Source organism: Dyella sp. RRB7 (assembly GCF_022761115.1).
Lineage (GTDB): Bacteria > Pseudomonadota > Gammaproteobacteria > Xanthomonadales > Rhodanobacteraceae > Dyella.
In genome coordinates, this window is the sequence record NZ_JAKWJS010000001.1 from 584570 (window position 1) to 610504 (window position 25935).

General features: G+C 66.8%; 23 protein-coding genes and 1 other RNA gene. 7 read left to right on the forward strand and 17 right to left on the reverse strand.

Features of this window, described 5'->3' with window-relative positions:
• Positions 1–45: 45 nt before the first annotated feature.
• The 15 genes from ftsA to rsmI all read right to left on the reverse strand — a co-directional run bounded on the left by ftsA (position 46) and on the right by rsmI (position 15787).
• On the reverse strand, positions 46–1278 hold the full coding sequence (gene ftsA / locus MJ606_RS02690; protein WP_243047867.1) for a cell division protein FtsA: 1233 nt from the start codon (positions 1276–1278) through the stop codon (positions 46–48).
• Positions 1275–2012 carry a cell division protein FtsQ/DivIB gene (locus MJ606_RS02695; protein ID WP_243047868.1) on the reverse strand — a complete coding sequence of 246 codons (738 nt, stop codon included), beginning with the start codon at positions 2010–2012 and terminating at the stop codon, positions 1275–1277. Before MJ606_RS02695 ends, ftsA begins: the two co-directional genes overlap by 4 nt.
• Positions 2009–2944: a D-alanine--D-alanine ligase gene (locus MJ606_RS02700; RefSeq protein WP_243047869.1), complete on the reverse strand. Its 936-nt coding sequence runs from the start codon at positions 2942–2944 to the stop codon at positions 2009–2011. The genes MJ606_RS02695 and MJ606_RS02700 overlap by 4 nt, the downstream gene beginning before the upstream one ends.
• Positions 2941–4380, reverse strand: a complete 1440-nt coding sequence (gene murC / locus MJ606_RS02705; protein ID WP_243047870.1) for a UDP-N-acetylmuramate--L-alanine ligase — start codon at positions 4378–4380, stop codon at positions 2941–2943. Before murC ends, MJ606_RS02700 begins: the two co-directional genes overlap by 4 nt.
• A complete protein-coding gene (murG, locus tag MJ606_RS02710; RefSeq protein ID WP_243047871.1) occupies positions 4377–5444 on the reverse strand; it encodes an undecaprenyldiphospho-muramoylpentapeptide beta-N-acetylglucosaminyltransferase in 1068 nt (355 codons plus the stop codon). The genes murC and murG overlap by 4 nt, the downstream gene beginning before the upstream one ends.
• A complete protein-coding gene (gene ftsW, locus MJ606_RS02715) occupies positions 5441–6682 on the reverse strand; it encodes a putative lipid II flippase FtsW (RefSeq protein ID WP_243047872.1) in 1242 nt (413 codons plus the stop codon). Before ftsW ends, murG begins: the two co-directional genes overlap by 4 nt.
• A gap of 2 nt (positions 6683–6684) precedes the next feature.
• Positions 6685–7785: a phospho-N-acetylmuramoyl-pentapeptide-transferase gene (mraY, locus tag MJ606_RS02720; RefSeq protein WP_243047873.1), complete on the reverse strand. Its 1101-nt coding sequence runs from the start codon at positions 7783–7785 to the stop codon at positions 6685–6687.
• Positions 7775–9145, reverse strand: coding sequence for a UDP-N-acetylmuramoyl-tripeptide--D-alanyl-D-alanine ligase (gene murF, locus MJ606_RS02725; protein WP_243047874.1), 1371 nt, complete (start codon positions 9143–9145; stop codon positions 7775–7777). Before murF ends, mraY begins: the two co-directional genes overlap by 11 nt.
• On the reverse strand, positions 9142–10614 hold the full coding sequence (locus MJ606_RS02730; protein ID WP_243047875.1) for a UDP-N-acetylmuramoyl-L-alanyl-D-glutamate--2,6-diaminopimelate ligase: 1473 nt from the start codon (positions 10612–10614) through the stop codon (positions 9142–9144). Before MJ606_RS02730 ends, murF begins: the two co-directional genes overlap by 4 nt.
• The gene (locus tag MJ606_RS02735) at positions 10611–12425 is read right to left on the reverse strand and encodes a penicillin-binding protein 2 (RefSeq protein WP_243047876.1); all 1815 of its coding nucleotides are present in this window, start codon (positions 12423–12425) and stop codon (positions 10611–10613) included. The genes MJ606_RS02730 and MJ606_RS02735 overlap by 4 nt, the downstream gene beginning before the upstream one ends.
• Positions 12422–12685, reverse strand: a complete 264-nt coding sequence (gene ftsL, locus MJ606_RS02740) for a cell division protein FtsL (protein WP_243048571.1) — start codon at positions 12683–12685, stop codon at positions 12422–12424. The genes MJ606_RS02735 and ftsL overlap by 4 nt, the downstream gene beginning before the upstream one ends.
• A gap of 5 nt (positions 12686–12690) precedes the next feature.
• Complete coding sequence (rsmH, locus tag MJ606_RS02745) at positions 12691–13614, reverse strand: 16S rRNA (cytosine(1402)-N(4))-methyltransferase RsmH (RefSeq protein ID WP_243047877.1); 924 nt, start codon at positions 13612–13614, stop codon at positions 12691–12693.
• A 53-nt stretch (positions 13615–13667) separates the two neighbouring features.
• Positions 13668–14114: a division/cell wall cluster transcriptional repressor MraZ gene (gene mraZ / locus MJ606_RS02750; RefSeq protein ID WP_243047878.1), complete on the reverse strand. Its 447-nt coding sequence runs from the start codon at positions 14112–14114 to the stop codon at positions 13668–13670.
• 311 nt (positions 14115–14425) lie between these two features.
• Positions 14426–14792: RNase P RNA component class A (rnpB, locus tag MJ606_RS02755), an RNA gene on the reverse strand.
• A 167-nt stretch (positions 14793–14959) separates the two neighbouring features.
• Complete coding sequence (gene rsmI / locus MJ606_RS02760; protein WP_243047879.1) at positions 14960–15787, reverse strand: 16S rRNA (cytidine(1402)-2'-O)-methyltransferase; 828 nt, start codon at positions 15785–15787, stop codon at positions 14960–14962.
• A 93-nt stretch (positions 15788–15880) separates the two neighbouring features.
• Here rsmI and MJ606_RS02765 point away from each other — a divergent pair, with 93 nt between their 5' ends.
• The 5 genes from MJ606_RS02765 (at position 15881) to MJ606_RS02785 (ending at position 22044) form a co-directional block, all read left to right on the forward strand.
• Positions 15881–17749 (forward strand): penicillin-binding protein activator, encoded by a 1869-nt coding sequence (locus MJ606_RS02765; RefSeq protein ID WP_243047880.1) that lies wholly within the window; start codon positions 15881–15883, stop codon positions 17747–17749.
• The gene (locus MJ606_RS02770) at positions 17749–18105 is read left to right on the forward strand and encodes a YraN family protein (RefSeq protein WP_243047881.1); all 357 of its coding nucleotides are present in this window, start codon (positions 17749–17751) and stop codon (positions 18103–18105) included. Before MJ606_RS02765 ends, MJ606_RS02770 begins: the two co-directional genes overlap by 1 nt.
• 108 nt (positions 18106–18213) lie before the next feature.
• Entirely contained in the window at positions 18214–19689 is a 1476-nt protein-coding gene (locus tag MJ606_RS02775) for an alpha/beta hydrolase (protein WP_243047882.1), read from the forward strand.
• Positions 19690–19740: 51 nt separating this feature from the next.
• Complete coding sequence (locus tag MJ606_RS02780; RefSeq protein WP_243047883.1) at positions 19741–21117, forward strand: FAD-linked oxidase C-terminal domain-containing protein; 1377 nt, start codon at positions 19741–19743, stop codon at positions 21115–21117.
• A 93-nt stretch (positions 21118–21210) separates the two neighbouring features.
• Positions 21211–22044 (forward strand): hypothetical protein, encoded by an 834-nt coding sequence (locus MJ606_RS02785; protein ID WP_243047884.1) that lies wholly within the window; start codon positions 21211–21213, stop codon positions 22042–22044.
• A 6-nt stretch (positions 22045–22050) separates the two neighbouring features.
• On the opposite strand, the gene rhtC is transcribed toward MJ606_RS02785, so the two are convergent.
• Positions 22051–22677, reverse strand: coding sequence for a threonine export protein RhtC (gene rhtC / locus MJ606_RS02790; RefSeq protein ID WP_243047885.1), 627 nt, complete (start codon positions 22675–22677; stop codon positions 22051–22053).
• Positions 22678–22903: 226 nt separating this feature from the next.
• Here rhtC and MJ606_RS02795 point away from each other — a divergent pair, with 226 nt between their 5' ends.
• Entirely contained in the window at positions 22904–24175 is a 1272-nt protein-coding gene (locus tag MJ606_RS02795) for a nucleoside permease (protein WP_243047886.1), read from the forward strand.
• 6 nt (positions 24176–24181) lie between these two features.
• Here the strand turns inward: MJ606_RS02795 and MJ606_RS02800 are convergent, their stop codons facing one another.
• Entirely contained in the window at positions 24182–24784 is a 603-nt protein-coding gene (locus tag MJ606_RS02800; protein WP_243047887.1) for a flagellar basal body-associated protein FliL, read from the reverse strand.
• 110 nt (positions 24785–24894) lie between these two features.
• Between MJ606_RS02800 and dusB the strand changes: the two genes are divergently transcribed.
• Positions 24895–25881, forward strand: a complete 987-nt coding sequence (dusB, locus tag MJ606_RS02805; protein ID WP_243047888.1) for a tRNA dihydrouridine synthase DusB — start codon at positions 24895–24897, stop codon at positions 25879–25881.
• Positions 25882–25935 lie beyond the last annotated feature (54 nt).

Sequence of the window (25935 nt, forward strand, 5' to 3'; positions counted from 1 at the left end):
ACGAACATCCATTCGTCCTTGGCTGGGCCTCATGCCCCGCCGAAATCAGAAATTCTTGGTAATCCAGGCGCGCAGCTTGTCGACCAGGCCGCCCACGCCGCCGCCGGCCGGGCCGCTCATGCGCATGCCGCCGGAGCGGGCGCCGTGCAGCAGCAAGCCCACGCCGGTGGAATGCAGCGGATTGGCCACCACCTCGCCCAGGCCGCTGACGTGCTGCGGCACGCCGATGCGCACCATCTTGTGGAAGATCTCCTCGGCCAGCTCCAGCGCGCCTTCCATGCGGGACGCGCCGCCGGTGAGCACCACGCCGGCCGCCACCAGGCTCTCGTAGCCGGAGCGGCGCAGCTCGTCCTGCACCATCTCGAAGATTTCCTCGTAGCGCGCCTGCACCGACTGCGCCAGCGACTGGCGCGCCAGGCGGCGCGGCGGACGATCGCCCACGCTGGGCACCTGGATGGTTTCCTCGGCGTGCGCCAGCTGGGCCAGCGCGCAGGCGTACTTGATCTTGATCTCCTCGGCATGCGCGGTCGGCGTGTGCACGCCGTAGGCGATGTCGTTGGTGACCTGGTCGCCGCCCACCGGCAGCGACTTGGTGTAGCGGATCGAACCCTGCGTATAGATGGCGATGTCGGTGGTGCCGGCGCCGATGTCGACCAGGCACACGCCCAGCTCGCGTTCGTCATCCGTCAGTACCGACTTGGCACTGGCGACCGCCGATGGCACCAGTTCGTCCACGGTAAGTCCGCAGCGCTGGATGCACTTGCTGATGTTCTGCACGGCGGCAGCCGCGCCGGTGACCAGGTGCACGCTCGCTTCCAGGCGCACGCCGCTCATGCCCACCGGCGAGCGGATGCCGTCCTGGCCATCGATGCGGTATTCCTGCGACTCCTTGTAGAGCACCTTGCGATCGGCCGGGATCGCCACCGCGCTGGCCGCCTCCAGCACCTGGTCCAGGTCGCCCGGCGTCACTTCGCGGTCACGGATGGCCGCGGTGCCGTGCGAGTTCTTGGTTTCCAGGTGGCTGCCGGAGATCGAGGCATACACCGAACGGATGTCGCAACCGGCCATCAGCTCGGCCTCTTCCACCGCGCGCTGGATGGAGTGCACGGTCGATTCGATATCGACCACCGAGCCACGCTTCATGCCGCGCGACACATGGGTGCCGATGCCGATCACCTCGATCGGCTCGCCCGGCTCGTACTCGCCCACGATCGCCACCACTTTCGAGGTGCCGATATCGAGGCCGACCACCAGCTGTTTATCGTTCTTGGTCTTCATGTGCGGGGCGTGCCTCCAGCGTTCACAGCCGGCGCCTGCGGCGGCCATCGAACGGCAAATCCATTGGTGTAGCGAAGATCGGCATAGGCAAAGCCTTCGTTATGGCCGGCCATCAGCTGTGGGTAGACATCGAGAAAGCGGCGCAGGCGACGACCAGCCTGGTCGCGATCGCCCAGGACGATCTGCGCGCCGCTGTTGGTGGTGAGGCTCCAGCTGCCGCGATCGGTGAGCGCGACGCCGGTGATTTTCAGGTGCGTGTTGGCAAAGGCTTTCTGCGTCTCGGCGTAAAAGCTCACCACTTCGGCAAGGCGCGCATCGGGGCCGCGCAGGTCCGGCAGGTCGGCGTTGGCCGATACGTCCGGCACATCGAACACCAGTCCCTGGCGACTGATCAGCTGCTTCTCGTTCCAGCGCGCAAACGGCTGGCGCTCGTAGATGCGTAGCACCAGCGTGTCGGGCCAGCGCTTGCGCGCCTCCACCGACTCCACCCACGGCAGCGCCGCAACCGCCTTCTGCACGCCGTCCAGGTCGAGCGCAAAGAACCCCTTGCCCAGTCGCGGCATGACCACCTGGCGCAGCTCCTCCGGCGTCACATGCTTGAACTCGGCCTGCACCGTCAACTGGGTCACCGGCCAACGATTGGCCGCAAACCATCCGCGCAGCACGCCGACAATCGGCAGCGCCACGAGCGCGATGGCCAGACACCAGGCAACGAGGCGGATGGTTCCCCTCACACATCCTCCCGGAAGCTCGTTTCGAGGATGCGCCAGCACAAGGCCTGGTAGTCGATGCCCGCCACGGCGGCGGCCTTCGGCACCAGCGAGTGCGAGGTCATGCCCGGGGCGGTGTTCACTTCCAGCAGCCAGTTGCGGCCTTGGCGGTCGCGCATCACGTCCACGCGGCCCCAGCCCCAGCAGGCCAGTGCATCGAACGCACGCAGGGCGAGCTGCTGCATCTCGCGCTCGGCGTCGCCCTGCAGGCCCGGGCACAGGTACTGGGTGTCTTCGGCGATGTACTTGGCGTTGTAGTCGTAGTAATCGCCCCTGGGCACGATGTTGATGGTGGCCAGCACCTGGCGGCCGAGCATGCCGACGGTGTACTCGCCGCCCTCGATCAGGGTTTCCATCAACAGGTCACCGGGATACTGCTGGGCGAGCTCGACGGCGGCATCGAGATCTTTTTCGTCGAACACGCGCGTCACGCCGACGCTGGAACCTTCCCAGGCGGGCTTCACGATCAGCGGAAAGCCGATCTCGCGGGCGGCGGCATGCACATCGGCACCACGCGGCAACGCCTTGAAGCGCGGCGTGGGCAGGCCCAGCGCCTGCCACACCAGCTTGGCGCGGATCTTGTCCAGCGACAGCGCGGAACCGAGCACGCCCGAACCGGTGAACGGCACGCGCAGCGACTGCAGCGCGCCCTGCAGCTCGCCGTTCTCGCCGCCGCCACCGTGCAGGATGTTGAACACGCGCGCGAAGTGGCCGGCGCGCACCGCATCGAGCAGCGCCGGGATGCCGTCGATGGCATGCGCGTCCACGCCCCGTGCCTGCAGCGCGGCCAATACATTGCGGCCCGAGTCCAGCGATACCTCGCGCTCGGCCGAGCTGCCGCCCATCACCACGGCGACGCGGCCAAACTGGGCGGGATCGGTAATCGTCTTGCTCACTTGTGGGTCCTCAAATTGCCGGCGTTCGCCAGCTCCACCGCCGCCGCGCCGATATCGCCGGCGCCGAGCAGCAGCAACAGGTCGCCGTCGCGCAACAGCGCGGGCAGGGTGTCCTTCAGTTCACGTGGATGCTCGATCAGCACCGGATCGACCTTGCCGCGCGCGCGCACCGCACGCGCCAGCGCACGGCCGTCCGCGCCGGCGATCGGCGCCTCGCCGGCCGGATAGACGTCCGTCAGCACCAGCACGTCGGCCTCGGCCAGCACGTTGGCGAAGTCGTCCAGCAGGTCGCGGGTGCGGCTGTAGCGATGCGGCTGGAAGCCGACCACCAGGCGGCGATCCGGCCAGCCACCACGGGCGGCGGCAAATACGGCGGCAAGCTCGCGCGGGTGATGGCCGTAATCGTCGACCAGCAACGCGGTGCCTTTATCCAGCGCAATCTCGCCGCGACGATGGAAGCGGCGGCCCACGCCCTGGAAGCTCTGCAGCGCATGCGCGATGGCCTCGGCTTCCACGCCCAGCTGCCAGCCGATGGTGGCGGCGGCCAGCGCGTTGAGCACGTTGTGGCGGCCCGGCAGGTTGAGCTTGACGTGCAACGCCTCGTTGCGGCCCGGCAGCCACAGGTCGAAATGCATTTCGAAGCCGTGCTGCGAGAGATGACTCGCGCGCACGTCGGCATCCTGGGTGTCGATGCCGTAGGTCATCACGCGACGCGTGGTGGACTTGGCCAGCTCGGCCACTTCCGGGTCGTCCACGCACAGCACGGCCAGGCCGTAGAACGGCAGGCGATGCAGGAAATCGCTGAACGCCTTCTTCACCAGGGCGAAGTCGCCGTTGTAGTTCTCCAGGTGATCCGCGTCGATATTGGTGACGGCGGCGATCACCGGCGACAGCATCAGGAACGAACCGTCGGATTCGTCCGCCTCGGCCACGATGTACTGGCCGGTGCCCAGCCGCGCGTTGGCGCCGGCGGCGTTGAGCTGGCCACCGATCACGAAGGTCGGGTCGTAGTTGGCCTCGGCCAGCACGCTGGCGGCGAGGCTGGTGGTGGTGGTCTTGCCGTGCGTGCCGGCAATGGCGATGCCGCGACGGAAGCGCATCAGTTCGCCCAGCATCTCGGCGCGCGGCACTACCGGGATGCGTGCGGCGCGTGCGGCGACCAGCTCCGGATTGTCGGCATGGATCGCGCTGGAGGTCACCACGACGTCGGCGTCACCGATGTGCTCGGCGGCGTGGCCGACATGCACTTCGATACCCAGCCCCGCCAAGCGCTGCGCGGTGGGCGAGTTGGAACGATCGGAACCGGACACGGCATAGCCGAGGTTGTGCAGCACTTCGGCGATGCCGCTCATGCCGACGCCGCCGATGCCGATGAAGTGCACGCGGCGGAAGGTGGTCATCAAGTCTTCGTGGGCAAGCAGGCGACGCGGCGTCATGCGGCTACCTCCACGCAGGCGCGGGCAATCACGGCAGCCGCGTCGGGCTTGGCCAGCGTGCGCGCGGCTTCGGCCATCGCGATCAGGCGGCCACGGTTTTCGAGCAGCGTTTCCAGTCGCTGCGCCAACTGCTGTACGTCCAGATCTTTCTCCTGCATCAACTCGGCCGCACCCGCCGCGACCAACGCCTCGGCGTTGCGGGTCTGGTGGTCATCCACCGCATAAGGGAACGGCACCAGCACGGCGCCAAGGCCCGCTGCCGTAAGCTCGGCCAGGGTGAGCGCACCGGCGCGACACACCGCCAGGTCGGCCCACGCATAGGTGCCGGCCATGTCTTCGATAAACGGCACGATCTGCGCTTCGACGCCGGCCTTCGCATAGGCCGCGCGCGCTTCGTCGATGCCGCGGTTGCCGCACTGGTGCAGCACCACCGGCCGCTGCTCCGGCGACAACAACGCCAGCGCCTGCGGCAGCGCGAGGTTCAGCGCACGTGCGCCCAGGCTGCCGCCCAGCACCAGCAAGTGCGGACGGCCATCGCGGTTCGCCATGCGTTCGCGCGGTGCGGGCAGCGAGGCAATGGCATCGCGCACCGGATTGCCCACCCACTCGGCGCCCGGCAGCGCATCGCTGAAACCCGCCAGCACGCGCTGGGCGAAGCCGGCCAACTGGCGATTGGTGAAACCCGCCACGCGGTTCTGCTCGTGCACCAGCAATGGGCGCCGCATCATGCGCGCGGCCACGCCGCCCGGGCCCGCCACATAGCCGCCCATCGACAGCACGCTGCGCGGCTTGACCCGGCGCAGCGCAGACAGCGAGGCGAGCAGCGCACGGGCCAGCATCAGCGGCGCCAGCAGGCGCGTCTTGAGGCCTTTGCCGCGCAAGCCACCCACCGGCACGGTGATCAGCTCGATGCCATGCGCCGGCACCACTTTCGTTTCCATGCCGCCTTCCGCGCCCAGCCATACCACCGGCACGCCCTGCGCGCGCAGCGCCTCGGCCACGGCCAGGCCGGGGAAGATGTGGCCGCCGGTGCCGCCGGCCATGATCAGCACGGGTGCGCTCATGCGGTCACCGCCTCGCGCGCGGGCGCGGCAGCGACGGCGGTGTTGGCGTCGGGCACGGCGTTGGCCGGCAGGCGTGCCGCCATCTGGCGCGCATCGATGGCGCGGTTGATCTCGTAGGTGGTGCGCAACAGCACGCCGGCCATCGCGCAAGTGAGCACGATGGACGAACCGCCGTAGCTGATCAGCGGCAGGGTCAGGCCCTTGGTCGGCAGCGCGCCCAGGTTCACGCCGATCGACACCATGGTCTGCGCCGCCAGCATCAGCGAGATGCCGGACGCCACGAAGCCGGCGAAACGCTGGCCCATCTCCATGCCCTTGAGGCCCATGTAAAGGCCGCGCCCCACCGCCAGCCCGAACAGGCCCATCACCAGCAGGATGCCGGCGAGCCCCAGTTCCTCGGAGATCACCGCGAAGATGAAGTCGGTGTGCGCTTCGGGCAGGTACGACAGCTTGAGCACGCTCGAACCCAGGCCCACGCCGGTCCATTCGCCACGACCGATCGCCATCAGCGACTGGGTGAGCTGGAAGCCGTCATTGAACGGATCGGCCCACGGATCGATGAACGAGGTAAGGCGGCGCATGCGATACGGCTCGAACTTGGCCACGAACCACAGCAGCGCCACCACCGGCAAGCCCATGCCGCCGAGGTACACCGGCTTGGCGCCGCCCAGCCAGATCATGCCGATGGTCACCGCGATCATCAGCGTGGCCGAACCGAAGTCCGGCTGCGCCAGCAGCAGCAGCACGAACAGGCCGGCCACCACGATCGGCTTGAACAGGCCCCAGAAACTGGTTTCCACGCTCTCGCGATGGCGCACCAGGTAGCTCGCCGTATACACCACCAGAATCAGCTTCACCGCCTCGACCGGCTGGAAGCTGGTGATCAGGAAGTTGAGCCAGCGCCGCGCACCGTTGATGCGCATGCCGATGCCGGGCACGAACACCAGCAACAGCAGCACGACGGCGCCGGCCAGCAGCAGGTACGCGTTCTTTTCCAGCAGCTTCAGCTCGGTGCGCATGGCGATGCCCGCCAGCACCATGCCGATGCTGAGGAACAGCAGATGGCGCTTGAGGAAATAGAACGCGCCGATGTGCTGGCTCTCGGCCACCGCGATCGAACTGGATGCCACCATCACGACGCCAATGGAGGCCAGGCCGACGAGCGCGACCAGCAGCGGCAGGTCGAAACTGCCGCGGGGTCCCTGTCGTCGCTTGGCCTGGGTGGCATCGAAGATCATGCTCAGCGCACCTTCAAGGTGGCAAGGCCAATGAGCACCAGCACCACGCTGATGATCCAGAAGCGCACGATCACGCGCGGCTCGGGCCAACCCTTGAGCTCGAAGTGATGGTGGATCGGCGCCATGCGGAACACGCGCTTGCCGGTCATCTTGAAGCTGGCCACCTGGATCATCACCGAGGCGGTTTCCATCACGAACACGCCGCCCATCACCAGCAGCACGATCTCCTGGCGCACGATCACCGCGATCGCGGCCAGCGCCGCGCCGATGGCCAGCGCGCCCACGTCACCCATGAACACCTGCGCGGGATAGGTGTTGAACCACAGGAAACCCAGGCCCGCGCCGGACAGCGCGCCGCAGAAGATGGCCAGCTCACCGGCGCCCGGAATCGAGGGGATACCCAGGTATTCGGAAAACACCTTGTTGCCGGCCAGGTAGGCGAACACGCCCAGCGCGCCCGACACCAGCACGGTCGGCATGATGGCGAGGCCATCCAGGCCGTCCGTGAGGTTCACCGCATTGGAGAAGCCCACGATCATGAAGTAGGCGACCACGATGAACATCACGCCCAGCGGCAACGCCACCTGCTTGAACAGCGGCACGTACAGCGCCGTCTCGGCCACCGGCAACGCACCGTTCGCCTGCGGCGCGGTGTAGTAGAGGAACAGCGCGGCAGCCAGGCCGAACACCGACTGCCAGAAATACTTCCAGCGCGAGGCCAGGCCGCGGCTGTCCTTCAGCACCAGCTTCTTGTAGTCGTCGTAGAAGCCGATCACACCGAAGGCCAGCAGCACCGCCAGCACCAGCCATACGTAGCGGTTGTGCAGGTCGGTCCACAGCAAGGTGGAGATGGCCACCGCCAGCAGGATCATCACGCCGCCCATGGTCGGCGTGCCGGCCTTGGACAGATGCGTCTGCGGGCCGTCCTTGCGCACCACCTGGCCGGCCTTCAGGTCGGCCAGCTTGCGGATCAGGCCCGGACCAAACAGCAGCGACATGGACAACGCGGTGAGCGCGGCCATGATCGTGCGGAACGTGATGTACTGGAACAGGTGCAGGGCGGTGAAGTGCCGTGCCATCCAGTCTGCGAGTTCAAGCAGCATCGGATGCGCCCTCCCCTTTTCCCTTGTTGTCGCGAAGCGCGGCGACTACCTGGTCCATGCCCGACGAACGCGAGCCCTTGACCAGGCAGGTGACGCCGCCGTGCAGGTGTTGTTTCAGTGCGGCGGTCAGCGCCGCCTTGTCGGCGAAGTGCTCGCCACGCTCGCCGAATGCCTTGACCGCTGCCGCACTCAACGGGCCGACGGCGAACAACCGGTCGATGCCACGCTGATGCGCGCGCTCGCCGATGCCGGCATGCAGCGTCGCGGCGTTCTCGCCCAGTTCGGCCATGTCGCCCAGCACCAGCCAGCGTTCGCCCTCGGCCAGCGCCAGGGTATCGATGGCGGCGCCGACCGAACCCGGGTTGGCGTTGTAGCTGTCGTCGATCAGCGTCCAGCCACCGGGCATGCGCTCGAACTGCAAGCGGCCGGCCACGCCGGGCACCTGCTCCAGGCCTTCCACGATGGTGTCCAGCGGCACGTCGAGCGCCAGCGCGATCGCGGCGGCGGCCAGCGCATTGGCGATGTTGTGGCGACCCGCCAGCGGCAGCTGCACCTCGGCGTCGCCATGCGGCGTGCTCAGCACGAAGTGCGAACCGTCCACGCGCTGGTCGAGAATGTCCGCGCCGATATCGGCCTTGTGGTCCAGCCCGAAACGCAACTGGCGGCGCGAACCGGCCAGCCCCGCGAAGAAGCTGGCGAACGCGTCGTCCGCATTGATGATCGCCACGCCGTCGACCGGCAGTGCCTGGTACAGCGCGCCCTTGGTCTCGGCTACGCCTTCCACGCTGCCCATCCGCTCAAGATGCGCGGGCGCGATGGTGTTGACGAGGCCGATATCGGGCCGCGCGATGGCGGCGAGATAGGCGATGTCGCCCGGCTTGCCCGCGCCCATTTCCAGCACGGCGAACTGGGTGTCCGGCGGCATGGCCAGCAGGGTCAGCGGCAAGCCCAGCTCGTTGTTGTAGTTGCCGGCGTTGACGTGGGTACGGCCATGGCGCGACAGGATCGATGCGGTCAGCGTCTTCACCGTGGTCTTGCCGTTGGAGCCGGTGATGCCGATCACGCGCACATCGCTCTGCGCGCGCACCGCGCTGGCCAGGTCGCCCAAGGCGAGCGCGGTGTCGTTCACCAATACCTGCGGCAGGGCCGAATCCACCTTGCGCGTTACCAGCGCCGCCACGGCGCCACGCGCCATCGCCTCGCCAAGGAAATCGTGGCCGTCGACGCGCTCGCCCTTGATCGCGACGAACAGGTCGCCCGGGCGCAGCTTGCGGGTATCGATGGCCACGCCGGTCACCTCCACATCGGCGCCCAGCAGCCGCCCCCGCGTCCACAAGGCAATGGCGCTCAAGCGCATCATGCGCGTGCCTCCAAGGCTTTCCGCGCCACCGCCAGATCGTCGAAGGGACGTTTGCCGGTCGCGCCTTCCTGATACGTCTCGTGACCCTTGCCGGCAATCAGCACCACGTCGCCCGTGCTGGCCATGGCCAACGCGCGATGGATGGCCGCGGCACGATCACGCTCCACCGTCGCGCTGTCCGGCTGGCGGAGGCCCGCCACGATCTGCGCCACGATGAGGTCGCCGTCTTCGCCGCGCGGGTTGTCGTCGGTAATGATGATGGTGTCCGCCAGCCGCTCGGCGATCTCGCCCATCTGCGGGCGCTTGCCCGCATCGCGCTCGCCGCCGCAGCCGAACACGCAGATCAAGCGCCCTTCGCAATGCGCGCGCAGCGCGGTGAGCGCTTGCTCCAGTGCATCGGGCGTATGCGCGTAATCGACCACCACCAGCGGCAACGAGGCGATGCCGCCCAAGCGGTTCATGCGGCCATTGATCGGCGCCAGCGCTTCGACGGCGTCGACCACGCGCTCGAACGACTCGCCCAGCGCGCCAAGGCAGGCCACCACGGCCAGCAGGTTGGCCACGTTGAAGCGACCCAGCAGGCGGCTGCGGATGGCATGCGTGCCCCACGGCGTCTGCAGTTCGAAGGCCAGGCCCTGCGCCGAGGTGGCCACGGCGACAGCGCGGATGTCCGCAGCGGCATCGCCTTCCGCGCTCAGGCGCAGGGCCCGCACACCGGCCGGCAGACGAGCTGCAAGTGAATGGCCAAAGGCATCATCGACATTGATGGCGGCGGCCCGCAACGACGGCCAGGTGAACAGCTTCGCCTTGGCTTCGCCGTAGGCTTCCATGCTGCCGTGGTAATCGAGATGGTCGCGCGTGAGGTTGGTGAACGCGGCGACTTCAAACGCGACGGCGCCCACGCGGCCCTGTTCCAGCGCATGAGAGGACACCTCCATGGCCACGTGCGTCGCGCCCTGGTCGCGGAACGAGGCCAGCAGGCCCTGCACGTTGATGGCATCGGGCGTGGTGCGCTCGCCTTCACTGAGCTGGCCATGCAGGCCGGCGCCCAGCGTGCCGATGGTGGCGGCGCGATGGCCTAGATGCTCCAGTGCCTGCGCCAGCAGCTGCACGGTGGAGGTCTTGCCATTGGTGCCGGTCACGCCGATCACGTGCAGCGACTCGGAAGGCCGGTCGAAGAAGCGGGCGGCGATCTCACCGACCTTGCCGTGCAGGCCGTCCACCCACAGCACGGGCACGTCGAGGTCCGACACGTCCGCCGGCGGCGCTTCGGCCAGCACTACGCGTGCGCCACGCGCCACCGCGCCATGCGCAAATTTGATGCCGTGCTCCCGCGTGCCGCGCAAGGCGAAGAACGCATCGCCCGGACGCACCTGGCGCGAATCGAGCGTAAGCCCCGAAACGACGATATCGCCCACCCCCGGGGTGTCGGCGATGCCCTTGAGCAACTGGTCGAGGCGAGCGGTCATTGGGGAGCCTCATCGACCGGTGCGTCATCCACGGTTTCGACAGTCGGCGGCTTGTTTCCTGTCAGGCCGTTCTGTCCCTGCAAAGGCCCACCGACATACCAGCGCCCGATGTTGTCCGGCGGCACGTCCAACAGCCGCAGCGCGCCGTCCAGGACTTTGGAGAACACAGGACCGGAAACCAGCGCGCCGTAATAGCTGCCTTTTTTCGGGTTGTCGACGATCACCACCGCCGCCAAACGCGGGTTGGATGCAGGTACGACGCCGGCAAAGGCGGAACTGTAGTTGCTGTTGGAATAGCCGCCGACTGTCGCCTTGTGCGCCGTTCCAGACTTGCCGGCCACGCCGTAGTTGGCAATCCATGCGTACGGTGCGCCTGTACCGCCCGGCTGCGTCACCGCCACCATCATCTGCACCAACTCCTTGGCGATCTTGGGATCGATGATCTGCTTGGCCTCGTTGTCCGAGCCCATGACGAAGGTGGGCAGGTGCATCACGCCGTTGTCGGCGATGGTGGCGTAACCGTTCGCCAGTTGCAGTGGCGTCACGTTGAGGCCGTAGCCATAGGCCAGGATGGCCTTCTCCAGCATGCCCCAGCTCTTGCCTGGCTTGAGGTAACCGGAGGCCTCGCCCGGGAAGCCGCTATTGGTACTGTTGCCGAAACCGAAGGCTCGATAGGTGTCGTACATCAGGCCGGTATCCAGCGTCATGGACACCTTGGCGGCGCCGATGTTGCTGGACTTGGCAATGATGCCGGTGGGCGACAGCATGCCATTCGAGTGCGTATCGCGGATGTCTTTGCGGATATAGAAAAAGTGACCGTTGCCGGTATCGACCAGCGGCCCCGTCGGCGTGTACTTGCCGCTGGACAACGCTGCAGCCATCAAGAACGGCTTGATGGTGGAACCCGGTTCCACCACGTCGGTCATCGCGCGGTTACGGCGGCTGGACGGATTGCTGCCGCGCAAGGCATTGGGATTGTAGGTCGGCCAGTTCACCATGGCGAGGATTTCGCCATTGCGCACATCGATGATCACCATCGAACCGGAGTCGGCATCCGACTGCTCAATGGTGTTCTTCAGCTCGTTGTAGGCCAGGAACTGGATCCGCCGGTCGATACTGAGCGTGATGTCGCGGCCCGGTTGCGGCGCGCGCACCAGATCCAAGTCTTCCACCACGTGGCCCATGCGGTCGCGGATCACCCGCTTGGCGCCCGGCTTGCCAGCCAGCCAGTCGTCGAAGGCCAGCTCCAGGCCTTCCTGGCCGTGGTCGTCGATATTGGTGAAACCCAGCACGTGGGCCATCACCGGGCCGGACGGATAGAAGCGGCGAAATTCGCGCTGGCCGTTGACGCCGGGCACCGCAAGGTCGAGCACCACCTGGGCCGCGTCCGGCGACATCTGGCGGCGTAAGTAGACGAACTCGCGCTCCGAACGCTGCGCCAGGTACTGCTTGAGCGCATCCGCGTCCATACCGATGGCCTTGGCCAGCGCGGGCAGCCTGTCTTCGTTATCCAGCACCTCGGCCGGGTTGGCCCAGATCGAGACTACGGGCGTGGATACCGCCAGCGGCTCGCCATTGCGATCGAAGATGGTGCCGCGGGATACCGCGATCGGCACTTCGCGCAGGATGCGAGCGTCGGCTTGGTTCTGATAGAAGCCCTTGCGCACGACTTGCATGTCGAATGCACGCGCCACCAGGCCCAGCGACGCCAACGTCAGCACGCCGGCCACCACCATCACGCGGCGGCGGATGCTGGGGGCCGCCTGGCGGCGACGGGTGGGCGAAGAGGTCGTGCGCAGGCGCGGCTTCATCGACGCACCAGCTGGATGTCTTGCGGCTTGGGATTGACCATGCCCAGTTGCTGGCGTGCTTCGTTGTCCACGCGACGCGGCTCGGCCCAGGTGGCCTGTTCCAATTCCAGCTTGCCGTACTCGATGTTGAGGTCGTCGCGCAGGTTCTGCAGGCGGGTCAGCTCGACGAACAACACGCGGCTCTCATGGCGCGTCCACACCACGGCAATGGCGCTGGATAGCGTCGCCGCGAGCAGGATGAGCATGAAGATGCCGCCGATGGCCTTCATCCGAGCTTCTCCGCCACGCGCAGCACCGCGGAACGGGCGCGCGGATTGACGGCCAGCTCGGCGTCCGAGGGAAACCGGGCCTTGCCCACCGCGACCAAACGCGCCGGCGCGGCCTCGACCGGCGGACCACGACGGCTGCCCTGCACGCGACCGGAGTGGTCGCGGATGAACAATTTCACCGCGCGGTCTTCCAGCGAGTGGAAGCTGATGACCGACAGGCGCCCGCCCACCTTGAGCAGCGACAAGGCGGCATCGAGACCCTGCTGCAGGGCATCGAGCTCGCCATTCACGCGGATGCGCAACGCCTGGAAACTGCGCGTGGCCGGATGCTTGCCCGGCTCGCGACGCCCCACCACGCGCTCGATCAGCGCGGCCAGCTGGCCGGTACGGGTGATCGGGGTTTCGGCACGGTCCTCCACGATGGCGCGGGCGATCTTGCGGCTGAAGCGCTCCTCGCCGTAGATCCACAGCACATCGGCGATCTCGCGCTCGCTGGCATGGGCCAGGAAATCGGCGGCGCTCTCGCCCTGGGTGGTGTCCATGCGCATGTCCAGCGGCGCATCGGCCATGAAACTGAAGCCGCGCGCGGCTTCGTCCAACTGCGGCGAGGACACGCCCAGGTCCAGCAGGATGCCATCCAGGCCACCGGCGGTTTCGTTCCACTCGGCCATGCTGGAGAAATTGGCGTGACGGATCGACACGCGTGGATCGCTGGCAAATTCGGCCTGCGCCGTCGCAATGGCTTGCGGGTCGCGGTCCATCAGCAGCAGGCGGCCATCGGGACCCAGGCGCGACAGCACGGCGCGGGCGTGACCGCCGCGTCCAAAGGTGCCATCGAGATAACGCCCGCCTGCCTGCACGGCGAGTCCCTCCACTGCTTCACCCAGCATCACCGGGATGTGCCGCAACTGCTCGGCCATGCCGCACTCCCGCTCCCGTCCCGTTAACTCCGCCGCGCCGCCACCGTTGCCGGTTACAGGCGCAGCTCCGCCATCTCGTTGGTGATCTCGTCTTCGCCGATGGTCTGGCGGATCTTGGCCAGGTGGGCCTGCTCGCTCCAAAGCTCGAACTTGTTGCCCATGCCCAGCAAAACCGCCTTCTTCTCGATACCCGTGGTGGCGCGCTGGCTGGCCGGCAGCAGGATGCGCGCGGCACTGTCCGGCTCGACCTCGGCCGCGGCGCCCACCAGCTTCATCTGCATGTCGCGATGCGCCGCCTTGACCTTGGGAAGTGCGTTGACCTGGTCGCGCACCTGTTCCCACTCCGCATGCGGGAACAGCCACAGGCAGCCCGACTCGAAGGGGTTGTAGGTGATCACCAGACGATTGGCGCAGGCCTCCGCCACCAGCTCCCGATACGCGGTCGGGATGGCCAGCCTGCCTTTGTCGTCAACGGTGATGGCGGTTTCGCCCTGGAACACGGCCGATGGACTCCACGAATTCCCACGATTTCACACAGGAACCCACGATAGTCTCGCCCCCTGAGACTGTCAAGGGAATTTTGCTTGTGAATCAATGAGAAAGGCGGTGATCTGGCCGTATTTCCAGCCCTTTGTGAGGAAACACCTCAAGGTGTTTGAATGGCTGGGATTTTTTAAAAACGCCAGCGCACTTTTGAAGCACCTCAAGGACCTGAAGGCCGGCCCTGGATGAACCACCCGTTCACACCCGCCACAGCACGCTCGTCATCGTCATATCGGGGTCGATATGACGATGACGGCGGCAGTGATAGAGGCGGAGTCGGCCTGTAAGCCGGGTTCTGTACGCCTTGCGGCGCGACAGTCATTCCTCTCGGCCTGGCGTCACCGCCAGGCTCCAGCAACCTACCCGGGAACAACGCGGGCCGCGTTATCGTTCCCCTATTCGGTCTTGCTCCAGGTGGGGTTTACCGTGCCATGCGGCGTTAGCCCCGCACGCGGTGCGCTCTTACCGCACCCTTTCACCCTTACCACGCGCATCCGAGGATGCCGTTCGGCGGTCTGCTCTCTGTTGCACTGGCCGTCAGCTCGCGCTGCCCAGGCGTTACCTGGCACCTTGCCCTATGGAGCCCGGACTTTCCTCGATGCGCTTGCGCGCGACGCGACTGTCCGGCCGACTCCGCGGGGCATTGTAGTGGAATGCGTGGCTCAAAACGCCTGAGAAATGGACGCGACGCCATTTCCGCCACAGGAGCACACCCTAGTGCACGGCCGCGGAGCCCTGCCGCTACCGCTCCGCAGGCTTGTCGCGCGCAGGGTGCGCTCCTACAAAATAGGCGCCTGCACCACTAGCCTTCATAAAGAAGCTTGCGCGGCGCACCCGTGATCGCCGCCGCCAGCTTGGCCGCCTTGGCTGGCGGCAACTCCTCGCGCAACAGGGCGAACACGCGACGACCTTCCGCTTCGCGCGCATCGGTTTCCTCGCCACGCCCCGCCACGAGAATCACGCATTCGCCGCGCTGCTGGTCCGGATCGTTCGCCACCCGTGTCGCCAACTCGCCCAGCGGCTCGCTCAGCACGGTCTCGAACAGCTTGGTCAGCTCGCGCGCCAGTACGCCCTCGCGCGCGGCGCCAAAGACATCGCGCATGTCGGCCAGACTTTCGGCCACGCGATGCGACGACTCGTAGAAGATCAGCGTGCGCGCATCGCCCGCAAGTTCCTGCAAGCGGGCGCGGCGGGCGGCGGCCTTGGGCGGCAGGAAGCCCTCGAACACGAAACGATCGCTGGGCAAGCCCGCCACGGAAAGCGCCGCAATGGCCGCGCAGGCGCCGGGCACGGGCACGCAACGGATGCCGGCGGCACGCGCGGCGCGCACCAGGCGAAAGCCAGGGTCGCTGATCAACGGCGTGCCCGCATCGGAGATCAGCGCCACCGACTCGCCGCCTTGCAGGCGCCGCACGATCGCATCGACCACCTCGCGCTCGTTGTGCTCATGCAGGGCCACCAGCGGCGTGCCGATGTTGTAGTGCATCAGCAGCGGGCGGCTGTGGCGGGTGTCCTCCGCCGCGATGACCGCGACCGAGCGCAGCGTTTCGATGGCGCGCATGGAAAAGTCGTCGCGATGACCAATCGGCGTGGCGACGACCCATAGCAGGCCGGACTGAATCTGTGACATCTTGCGGGTTTCCTCCGCCGCGAGGCGGCAATCCAATGGGCTATCATCGCCCATCCGCCGACCATGTCGTCAAAAGCTCGAAGGGATTTGGCCATGCGCTTGACCCGCGCCGCAGGCGTTGCCCTGCTGATTTCACTGGCACTGAGCGGCTGCGTGCCGCCATCGACACAGCGCTCCCCCGCCGAAATCGCGGCAAGCCAGCAGGCCGATGCGCTGGTGCAGCAAGGCAAGTTCGACGACGCCGCGCAAGCCTATCTCGCCCTGGCGCAGACCTCCGGCAACCGCGATCACTATCAGCTGCTTGCCGCCGAAGCGTATCGCCAGGAGGGCCAGCTCGATCGCGCCGCGCCGTTCCTGGGCGACATCCGGCGCCAGCGCCTCAGCGGCGACGAACAACCGCGCCTGGACCTGCTGCAGGCCGAGCTGGCCCTGAAGCAACATGACGCCGCGCACGCCCTGCAGCTCACCACGCAACCCAATACCAGCGTGCCGCCTGCCTTGCAGCTGCGCCTGCTCGAACTGCGCTCGCAGGCCATGCAGCAAACCGGCGACCTGTGGGGCGCCGCACGCTCGCGCGTGGAAATGGACAGCCAGCTCAACGGCCTGGACCAGACGCAGAATCGCAAGGAGATCGTCGCGCTGCTCGCCAAGCTGGGCGTCGACCCGCTGAAGCAGCGCGCGGCGGCCATGCAGCCGGGCGATCGCATGCTGCCCTGGGTGAACGAGGCGCTGACCCAGCTCGGCGTGGCCGTGGCCCATACGGTCCCTGCGCTGGAACAGGAAGTCGGCACCATGATCCCCGGCGAAGGCGCCAACGTGCGCGAGGGCTACAAGATGCCCGCGCACGTGGCCTTGCTGCTGCCCGCCACCGGCAATCTCGCCGCCGCCAGCACCGCCATCAGCGAAGGCTTCTTTGCCGCCTACGCCGACGCTACCCGCAACCATGCGCCGCGTCCGCAGATACGCACCTATGACAGTGGCGGCACCCCGGCCGGTGCCATCAAGGCGTACCAGCAGGCCGTCACCGACGGTGCCCAACTGGTCATCGGGCCGCTGACGCGCGGCGAAGTCTCCGCCCTGTTCGGCCTGCCCCAGTTGCCGGTGGCGCTGCTTGCGCTCAACCATCCCGACGACAAGAGCCTGCCCGCCAACGGCGTCAGCGAGTTCGGCCTGCTGCCCGAGACCGAAGGTGCGCAAGCCGCCGACCATATGACGGAAGGCGGCATCACCACGGCCTACGTGATCGCCAGCAGCGATGACTTCGCCCAGCGCGCCGCCAAGGCCTTCAAGGCCGAGCTGGAAGCGCGCGGCGGCAAGGTGGCCGGCATGGCCAACCTCGCCGGCAGCGGCGTCAACTACGCCTCGACCATCAGCGGACTGGGCATGCCCACCGACAGCGGCGACGCCGGCAGCAACAACAGCGGCGTATTCATCAGCATGCGTCCGCAACAGGCGCGACTGCTGCTGCCGCAGCTGAAGCTCGCCCGCGTCAACCTGCCGGTGTTCGGCACCTCGCATATCTATGCCGGCGTGGATGACGCAGGCGCCAACCGCGACCTGGAAGGCGTCGAGTTCTGCGATGCGCCGTGGCTGTTCGACGTGCAGCCGGGCCTGCCCAACCATGCCGATATCGCGGCGCAGCTGCCGTCGGCCCGTGGCACCTCCGCGCGCCTGTTCGCCTTCGGCATGGACGCCTGGAACCTCGCCCCCTACGTCGACTGGCTGCGCGCCCACCCCGGCAGCTACCTGCCCGGCGCCAGCGGCCAGCTCACCGCCGACCAGTTCGGCCGCGTGCGCCGCGTGCTGGTGTGGGCCAAGTTCCAGGACGGCCTCGCCCGCCCGCTCAACGGCAGCCTGCAGATGGATAGCGCCCCGGCGCTGGCACCGCCCACCGACGGCGACCAGCCCGCCCCGAGCACCCCGCCCGCAGGCCAGACCGACAGCCAACCCACGGGCCACTGATGCGCGCCGCCGGCGCGATCTTCGAGGAGCGCGCCTGCACCGAGCTGCGGCGCGCCGGCCTGAAGTTGCTGGCTCGCAACTACACCACGCGCTACGGCGAGCTGGACCTGGTCATGCTCGATCGCGATACGGTGGTATTCGTCGAAGTCCGCCATCGCCTGTCCAGCAGTCGCGGCGATGCGGCTGCCTCGATCACCGCCGCGAAGCAAGCCAAACTCATTCGGACGGCCGAACTCTGGCTCGCCGAGCATCCGTCCTACGCAAGCCGGGCGTGTCGTTTCGATGTAGTGAGTTATGACGGCCCGGCGGACGTCGCCACCATGACCTGGTGGCGCAACGCCTTCGACGTCGGCTAGCCGCGCTTCGTCCGCGCCCAACGGCAGGCGTCGACGCTTTGCACATGCATCGCCGGGCACACTGCAAGGCAGTGATATTCGGCAACCACGCAAGCCATGGGAGACACCATGCTTAGGGCCTTGATCAAGGCAGGCAAATGGACGGCCTTCGTGGTCCTGGTGTTCCTGCTCTCCCTGCTGGCGATACGTGCCTGGGACTCGCAACGCGGCGATCCGCTGGCGCCCTGGCAGACCTTTGTGCCTCACGAGCTTACCGCCGCGCAGATGGATGCCGGCGACTGGGCTGGTTATCTCGCGGCCGAGCAACGTGCGTTCGACGAGGTACGCGCACAGGTCAGTGACAAGCTGGATGCGTCACAGCGCGTGGCCACCAATCGCTACTTCGAAGGCGCCACCATGTACCCCGGGCATTTTGCCCATGACTGGAACCGCTCGTACGTGCTCGAACCGGCGGGGCCGCCGGTGGGCGCGGTGGTGTTGCTGCATGGCCTTACCGACTCGCCTTACAGCCTGCGCGATATCGCGGAGCTTTATCGCGACCGCGGTTTCGTGGCGATCGGCCTGCGCCTGCCCGGCCACGGAACGGTGCCCGCCGCGCTGACCGAGGTGACCTGGGCGGACTGGCTGGCCGCCACGCGCCTGGCCATGCGCGAAGCGCGCAGGCGCGTGGGGCCGCATGCGCCGATTCAGATGGTGGGCTATTCGAACGGTGGCGCGCTGGCCGTCAAGTACACGCTGGATGCGTGCGAGCACCCTGAACTGGCCAAGCCGACGCGGCTGGTCCTGTTGTCGCCGATGATCGGCGTAACGAGTTTTGCGCGTTTTGCCGGCCTGGCAGGCCTGCCCGCCGTGCTGCCGACGTTCGCCAAGGCCGCATGGCTGGACCTGCTTCCCGAGTACAACCCGTTCAAGTACAACTCGTTTCCGGTGAATGCCGCGCGGCAATCCTATCTGCTGACGGACGCGATACGAAGCCAGTTGCAACGCATGGATCGCGAACATCGGCTGGCCGGGCTGCCGCCCATCCTCACCTTCCAGTCAGTGGTGGACGATACGGTGAGCGCGCCGGCCGTGATTCGCACGCTCTACGCACGACTGCCGGAGAACGGCAGCGAGATCGTGCTGTTCGACGTGAACCGCAGCCATCGTTTCGATTCGCTGATGCGCACCAGCTCGCTGCAGGCGCTGCAGCACCTGCTGCCATCGGGCCCGCAGCGCTATCGCACCACGGTGATTGCCAATGCCGCGGACAACGACAGCCACACGGTGATACGCACGACCGATGCGGGCCAGACCCAGGCCACCGTGACGCCGCTGTCCATTCCCTACCCGTCCAACATCTTTTCGCTATCGCACATCGCCCTGCCGTTTCCACCCAACGATCCGCTGTATGGCACCGATCCCGACCTGTCCCAGAACTATGGCGTGCGCCTTGGCACACAGGCGCCGCGCGGCGAGCGCGGCGCACTCGTGCTCAACCTCGACGCGGTGCTGCGCATCACCGCCAACCCGTTCTATCCGTATGTGCGCGATCGCATCGAACAGGTCATTCCGGCCAGCACGCCGGTCCAAGCCGCCCACTGACCGCCCCGCACGACCACGCCCTTTCATCGCCGGCGGTGGGATACTGCAGCGATGGACCTTCCAGACACCCTGCTCGCGACGCTCAGCCAGCATTTCCCCGGTGCCGCACTGGCCACCGGCATGGCCGAGCGGCTCGCCTACGCCTACGACAACTCCCGCCGCAATGCCCTCCCCGACGCGGTGGTGTTTCCCACCGAACACGCGCAGGTAGAAGCCCTGGTGCTGGCCTGCCGCGAGCACCGGGTGCCGGTGATCGGACGCGGGCGCGGCACCAACACCACCGGCGCCACGGTGCCGGTGCAGGGCGGCGTGGTGGTGAGTTTCGAGCGCATGAACCGCATCGTGCGCATCGATCCGGACAACCGGCTGGCGATCGTGGAGCCGGGCGTACTCAATGGCGACCTGCAGCAGGCGCTCAAACCACACGGCTTCTTCTGGCCGCCGGATCCTTCCTCGTCGCCCTGGTGCAGCATCGGCGGCAATCTCGCGTGCAACTCGGCGGGACCGCGCACGGTGAAGTACGGCAGCCCGCGCGAGAACACCCTGGGCTTGCGCGCGGTGGCCGGCACCGGCGAGGGCTTTCGCTGCGGCACCTATACCAGCAAGGGCGCCACCGGTTACGACCTCACGCGCCTGCTGATCGGCTCGGAAGGCACGCTGGCGCTGATCACCGAGGCCACGCTCAAGCTCACGCCCAAGCCGTCGGGCCTGCGCACCATGCGCGCCACCTATCGCGATGTGGGCGCCGCGGCACGCGCGGTAGCGCGGATCATGGCGCAGCCGGTGACGCCGTGCGCGCTTGAGTTCATCGACGACGTGGCGCTGAAGCTGGCCCGCGATTACGGCGGCGATATCGTGCCGCTGGCCGGCGCCATGCTGATGGTGGAAGTGGACGGCGAGCCGGACACCCTCGCCGGCGCCATGGAAGCCGTGTCGCGCGCGGCGCGCGGCGATGGCCTCGAAACACTGCGCATCGCCGAAACGGCGGAAGAAACCCAGGCGCTGTGGTCCGCCCGCAAGGCCTTGTCGCCCGCGCAGCGCACCATCTCGCCAAACAAGATCAACGAAGACGTGGTGGTGCCAGTCAGCCGCCTGCCCGAGCTGGTCGACGGCATCAAGCGGCTGTCGAAGAAGCACGACGTGCTGATCGTGAGCTTTGGCCACGCCGGCAACGGCAATCTGCACGTGAACCTGCTGCCGCGCGACGACGCCGAGCGGGAACGCGCGCAAGCCTGCCTGGCGGAAGTGTTCGCGCTGGTGATCGCACTGGACGGCACGCTTTCGGGCGAACACGGCATCGGGCTGGTGAAGCGCGAGTTCATGCCGCTGGCGCTGCAGCCGACGACACTGCACCTGATGCGTAGCGTGAAAGCGGCATTTGATCCGGAGGGGGTTCTCAATCCGGGCAAACTACTCCCTCCTAGCTAATCCGTACCCGGGCCTGTTGCGGGAGCGCCGATTCGGCTATATCTGCGGCTTCGGCAACCCACGCTGCGGGCGCCGGCATCTTCCGGGGGAAACATGGCTTCGATCGCACGTTGGGTCATCGGGCTCGCATGTCTTGGCATGGCCGCATGCAGCCAGCAGGCAATGCTGGACAAGCTCACACCGCATCAAGAATCCGAATACGCCCAGCAAGTGCTCGGCGACTTGCGCGCCCATCATCTTGACCAGGTCAAGGCAAACCTGGATGGCTCACTGCAACAGCTGCCCGACATCGATGCCAAACTTGAACAGACCGCCAGCTATTTCCCATCTGGCGAGCCGGAGTCAGTGAAGATCGTCGGCTCCTTGGTCCAGGTCCGGGCTGGCAGCGACAACCCGGACGGCCGTCGCACGTTCGATCTCACCTACGAGTACGAGTTTGCCGATGGTTGGGCGCTCGCTAATGTACACATGTACAAGATCGGCGACGCGCTGCACATCGACGGAATTCATGTGCAGCGCATGAGCCAATCGCTGGAGCAGCAGAACACGTTCACCCTTGCGGGCAAGGACGCGGCCCATTGGATCATGGTGCTGCTTGCCGGAGCGATGGCGCTGTTCTGTCTCTATGCCTTCGTCCGCTGTCTATGCACACCGATCGCTCGGCGCAAATGGCTATGGGCCATTTTCACCTTGTTTGGCATCGGGACGCTGCGCTTCAACTGGAACACCGGCGCCTTCGATGTGCAGTTGCTCTCGGTGCAACTGTTCAGCGCCTCCGCCAGCAGCCAGAACTATGCGCCGTGGATCGTCGGCGTGTCGTTCCCACTGGGCGCGATCTGGTTCCTTTGGCGCCGCAAGAGCCTGATCGCTGCATCGCCCCTACCTGATACCGCCGATCCGAAACCGCTCGGTCAGATGGAGCATTGAGCATGCTCAGACAGCGCGACGGGCAAAGATCAGGTGCAGCCCGAACAACACGAAGACAGCGCCAGCGAAACCGTCGATCCAGCGCGCGAGCTTGAGATAGCCCCGCCGCATGGCCGGCAACGCAAACACGCCGGCCACCAGGGTGAACCACAGCAGGGTTTCGGCGATCACCATCGTCCACAGGCCCCAGCGCGTGCCGGCGTTTACGCCATCGCCAAGGAAGGCGGAGAACACGCTGCCGAAGTAGATCACCACCTTGGGGTTGGACAGGTTGGTCAGCAGGCCGGCGCGCAGGGTGGCCCAGTCGCTCTGCTGCAGCACCTGGCGCGGCTCGCCGGCGGCGACCGGCGCACGCAGCGCGCCGCGCAGCATCTTCACGCCCATCCAGGCCAGGTAAAGGCCGCCGGCCACGGCGATCAGCCGCTCCAGCCAGGCCAGCCTCTGCAACAGCAGTTGCAGGCCCGCCAGGGCCAGCGCCGACCACACCACCACGCCTAGGGTGATGCCCAGTACGCCGAACATGGCCTGGCGACGGGTTCGGCTCACGGCGGTCTGCGACACGAAAAAGAAGTCGGGCCCCGGGCTCAGCAGGGCGACCAGGTGCACCAGGGCGATGGTCAGGAACAGGCTCACTTCACTCTCCTCACAAACGGGGCCACGGGCTTTCGCGGCGGCGCGACTTGTCGCCAGCGCACCGGTTCCTCTAGGCTGCCGTATTTTGGCACGGCCTTGGGACGCCCTTGGCCCTCTGCAGGGGATCACCGGATCGCCGCGACAGGCCACGTCAGCATCAGGCCTGCCAGCAAGCGCGTGTTCCGGCCCCACCCGATTGCCACCGTTCCGACCAAACGACACGCTGATGAGCCTGCGACTGCGCCTGATTGCGATGAACTTCCTGCAATTCTTTGTATGGGGGTCGTGGCTGCTTACCATCGGGGCCTACTGGTTCCAGACCAAGCAGTGGTCGGGCGCCCAGTTCGGCGCCATTTTCTCGACCATGGGCATCGCCTCGCTGTTCATGCCCTCGATCGCGGGCGTGGTCGCCGACAAGTACATCAACGCCGAGAAGCTCTACGGCATCTTCCACCTCTGCGGCGCAGCCATCCTGTTCGCGGTGCCGATGGTGAAGTCGCCGGGGCTGATGTTCTGGGTGATGCTGATCAACATGATGTTCTACATGCCCACCATCTCGCTCTCCATCGCGGTGGCGTACAACGCGCTCAAGAGCGACGGCAAGGACATCATCAAGGATTACCCGCCGATTCGCGTGTGGGGCACGGTGGGCTTTATCGCCGCGCTGTGGACGGTGAGCCTGCTGCACCTGGAAACCTCGTCGGGCCAGTTCTACGTGGCCTCCGGCGCGGCGCTGCTGCTGGGCCTGTATGCGTTCACCCTGCCGGCCTGCCCGCCGCGCTTCCAGCGCAAGCCGAACCAGTCGCTGCTCGATACGCTGGGGCTCACCTCGTTCTCGCTGTTCCGCGACGCGCGCATGGCGGTGTTCTTCATCTTCGCCATGTTGCTGGGTGCGGCGCTGCAGCTGACCAACGCCTATGGCGACACCTTCCTGCACGACTTCGCCAGGATGGATGCGTACAAGGACCTGGAGGCGGTGCGCTACCCGGCCATCATCATGTCCATCTCGCAGATTTCGGAAACGCTGTTCATCCTGGCCATTCCGTTCTTCCTGCGCCGCTTCGGCATCAAGACGGTGATGCTGATCAGCATGTTCGCCTGGACGCTGCGCTTTGGCCTGTTTGCCTACGGCGACCCGGGCCCGGGCCTATGGATGATCGTGCTGTCGTGCATCGTCTACGGCATGGCCTTCGACTTCTTCAACATCTCCGGCTCGCTGTTCGTGGAAGGCCAGAGCGACCCGTCGATCCGCGCCAGCGCGCAGGGCCTGTTCATGCTGATGACCAATGGCATCGGCGCGGTGCTGGGCAGCTCGCTGAGCGGCCTGATCATCCAGGCGTTCTTCACCCGCGCCGACCAGAGCAAGGACTGGCACGGCATCTGGATCACCTTCGCGCTGTACTCGCTGGTGGTGGCCGTGCTGTTCATGCTGCTGTTCAAGCACAAGCACGATCGCGCCGGCATGGCGGGCGCGACGGCCAACGGCATCGCTCACTAAGACGGCTTAGCCGCCGTCGCCGGGCAGCAGATGCTCGACCACCAACCGGCTGCGGCTTTCGTCCAGCTCGCCCTGGTGGTCGAAGTGCAGCACCACCACCCAGTCGTAGACATCCTCCGGCCAGGATTTGCGATCGATGATGTGCCTGGACTTGCCGCCCAGGGCATCGATCAGCTTGTCGATATGGCCATGGTGCCAGGCGATCAGCACCACGCCGGCGGTGTTGCCCTGACGCAGCGCATTGGCCAGGGCATCGACCTGGTCATCCGCAAACGGCTGCTCGATCGGCACGCCCAACCGCTGCGACAGCGGCGTCAGGGTGAGTTGCGGACGCCAGCTTTCCGTGCTGTCCTTGGTGGCAATCAGGCGGTCCGGGGTGAGGCTTTCGGTGCCCAGCCGCCAGGGATCGAAATACGTGGCGTAGGCCTCGGCGCGCTGCTCGCCGCGAGGGCTCAGGCCGTTCCCCTGCGGCGGCTTTTCAGCGTGGCGCACGATCAGCACGGTGACATCGCGCAGCCCGTGATCGGGCTTGGCCACCTTGTCGGGATGGTGTGCCCAGGCCAATGCCGGCAAGCAGCCAAGAATCAGCAAAAACTTTCGGATAAACATGCAGATGCACCCCGTCTTGGCAAGCGCGGACACTAGCATGCGTCCACCTCGCGAAGGCAAGCGGGGGATGAATGGCGGCCGCCCCGCAGCCCCCCGGCTACAATGGCGCGATGAAGATCGGCCCCTACCGCATTGACCCGCCCGTGGTGCTCGCGCCCATGGCCGGCGTCACCGACAAACCATTTCGCCTGCTGTGCAAACGCATGGGCGCGGGCTTGGCCGTCTCCGAAATGACCACCGCCGACCCGCGCCTGTGGCAGACGCGCAAGTCGCTACGCCGCATGGACCATGCGGGCGAGCCCGAGCCCATCAGCGTGCAGATCGCCGGCTACGACCCGGCCATGCTGGCCGAAGCGGCGCGCTACAACGCGGACAACGGCGCGCAGATCATCGACATCAACATGGGTTGTCCGGCCAAGAAGGTGTGCAACGTCTGGTCCGGCTCAGCCCTGTTGCAGGACGAGCCGCTGGTGGCGCGTATCGTCAAGGCAGTCGTCGATGCGGTCGATGTGCCGGTGACGCTGAAGATCCGTACCGGCTGGGATCGCGAGCACAGGAACGCGCTGACCATCGCCCGGATCGCCGAGGATGCCGGCATTGCCGCCCTGGCCGTCCACGGCCGCACCCGCGCCGACAAGTACGAAGGCGAGGCCGAATACGAGACCATTGCCGCAGTGAAGGCCTCGGTGCGCCTGCCGGTGCTGGCCAATGGCGACATCCGCACGCCGCAGCAGGCCAAGCATGTGCTCGACGTCACCGGCGCCGATGCGGTGATGGTGGGCCGGGGGGCGCAAGGCCGACCCTGGATCTTCCGTGAGATCTCGCACTTCCTCGCCACCGGCGAAACGCTGCGCGAGCCTGCGCCGCATGAAGTCTGCGCCATCCTGGTCCATCATCTGGAACAGCTGTATGCGTTCTATGGTGAGCTGCAGGGCGTACGCATCGCGCGCAAGCACCTGGGCTGGTATGCGAAGGATCGCCCGGAGAATGCGGCATTCCGTAACGTGGTGAATCGCGCGGAGACTGCGACGGAGCAGTTGCAGCTGACGCGCGATTATTTCGCGGCGCTGGACGCCGAAACGCGACTGGCGGCCTGAGGCTCGCGCAGCACGCGTTGCCGCAAGCCACGCCTGATCGCAAACCCTTGCGCG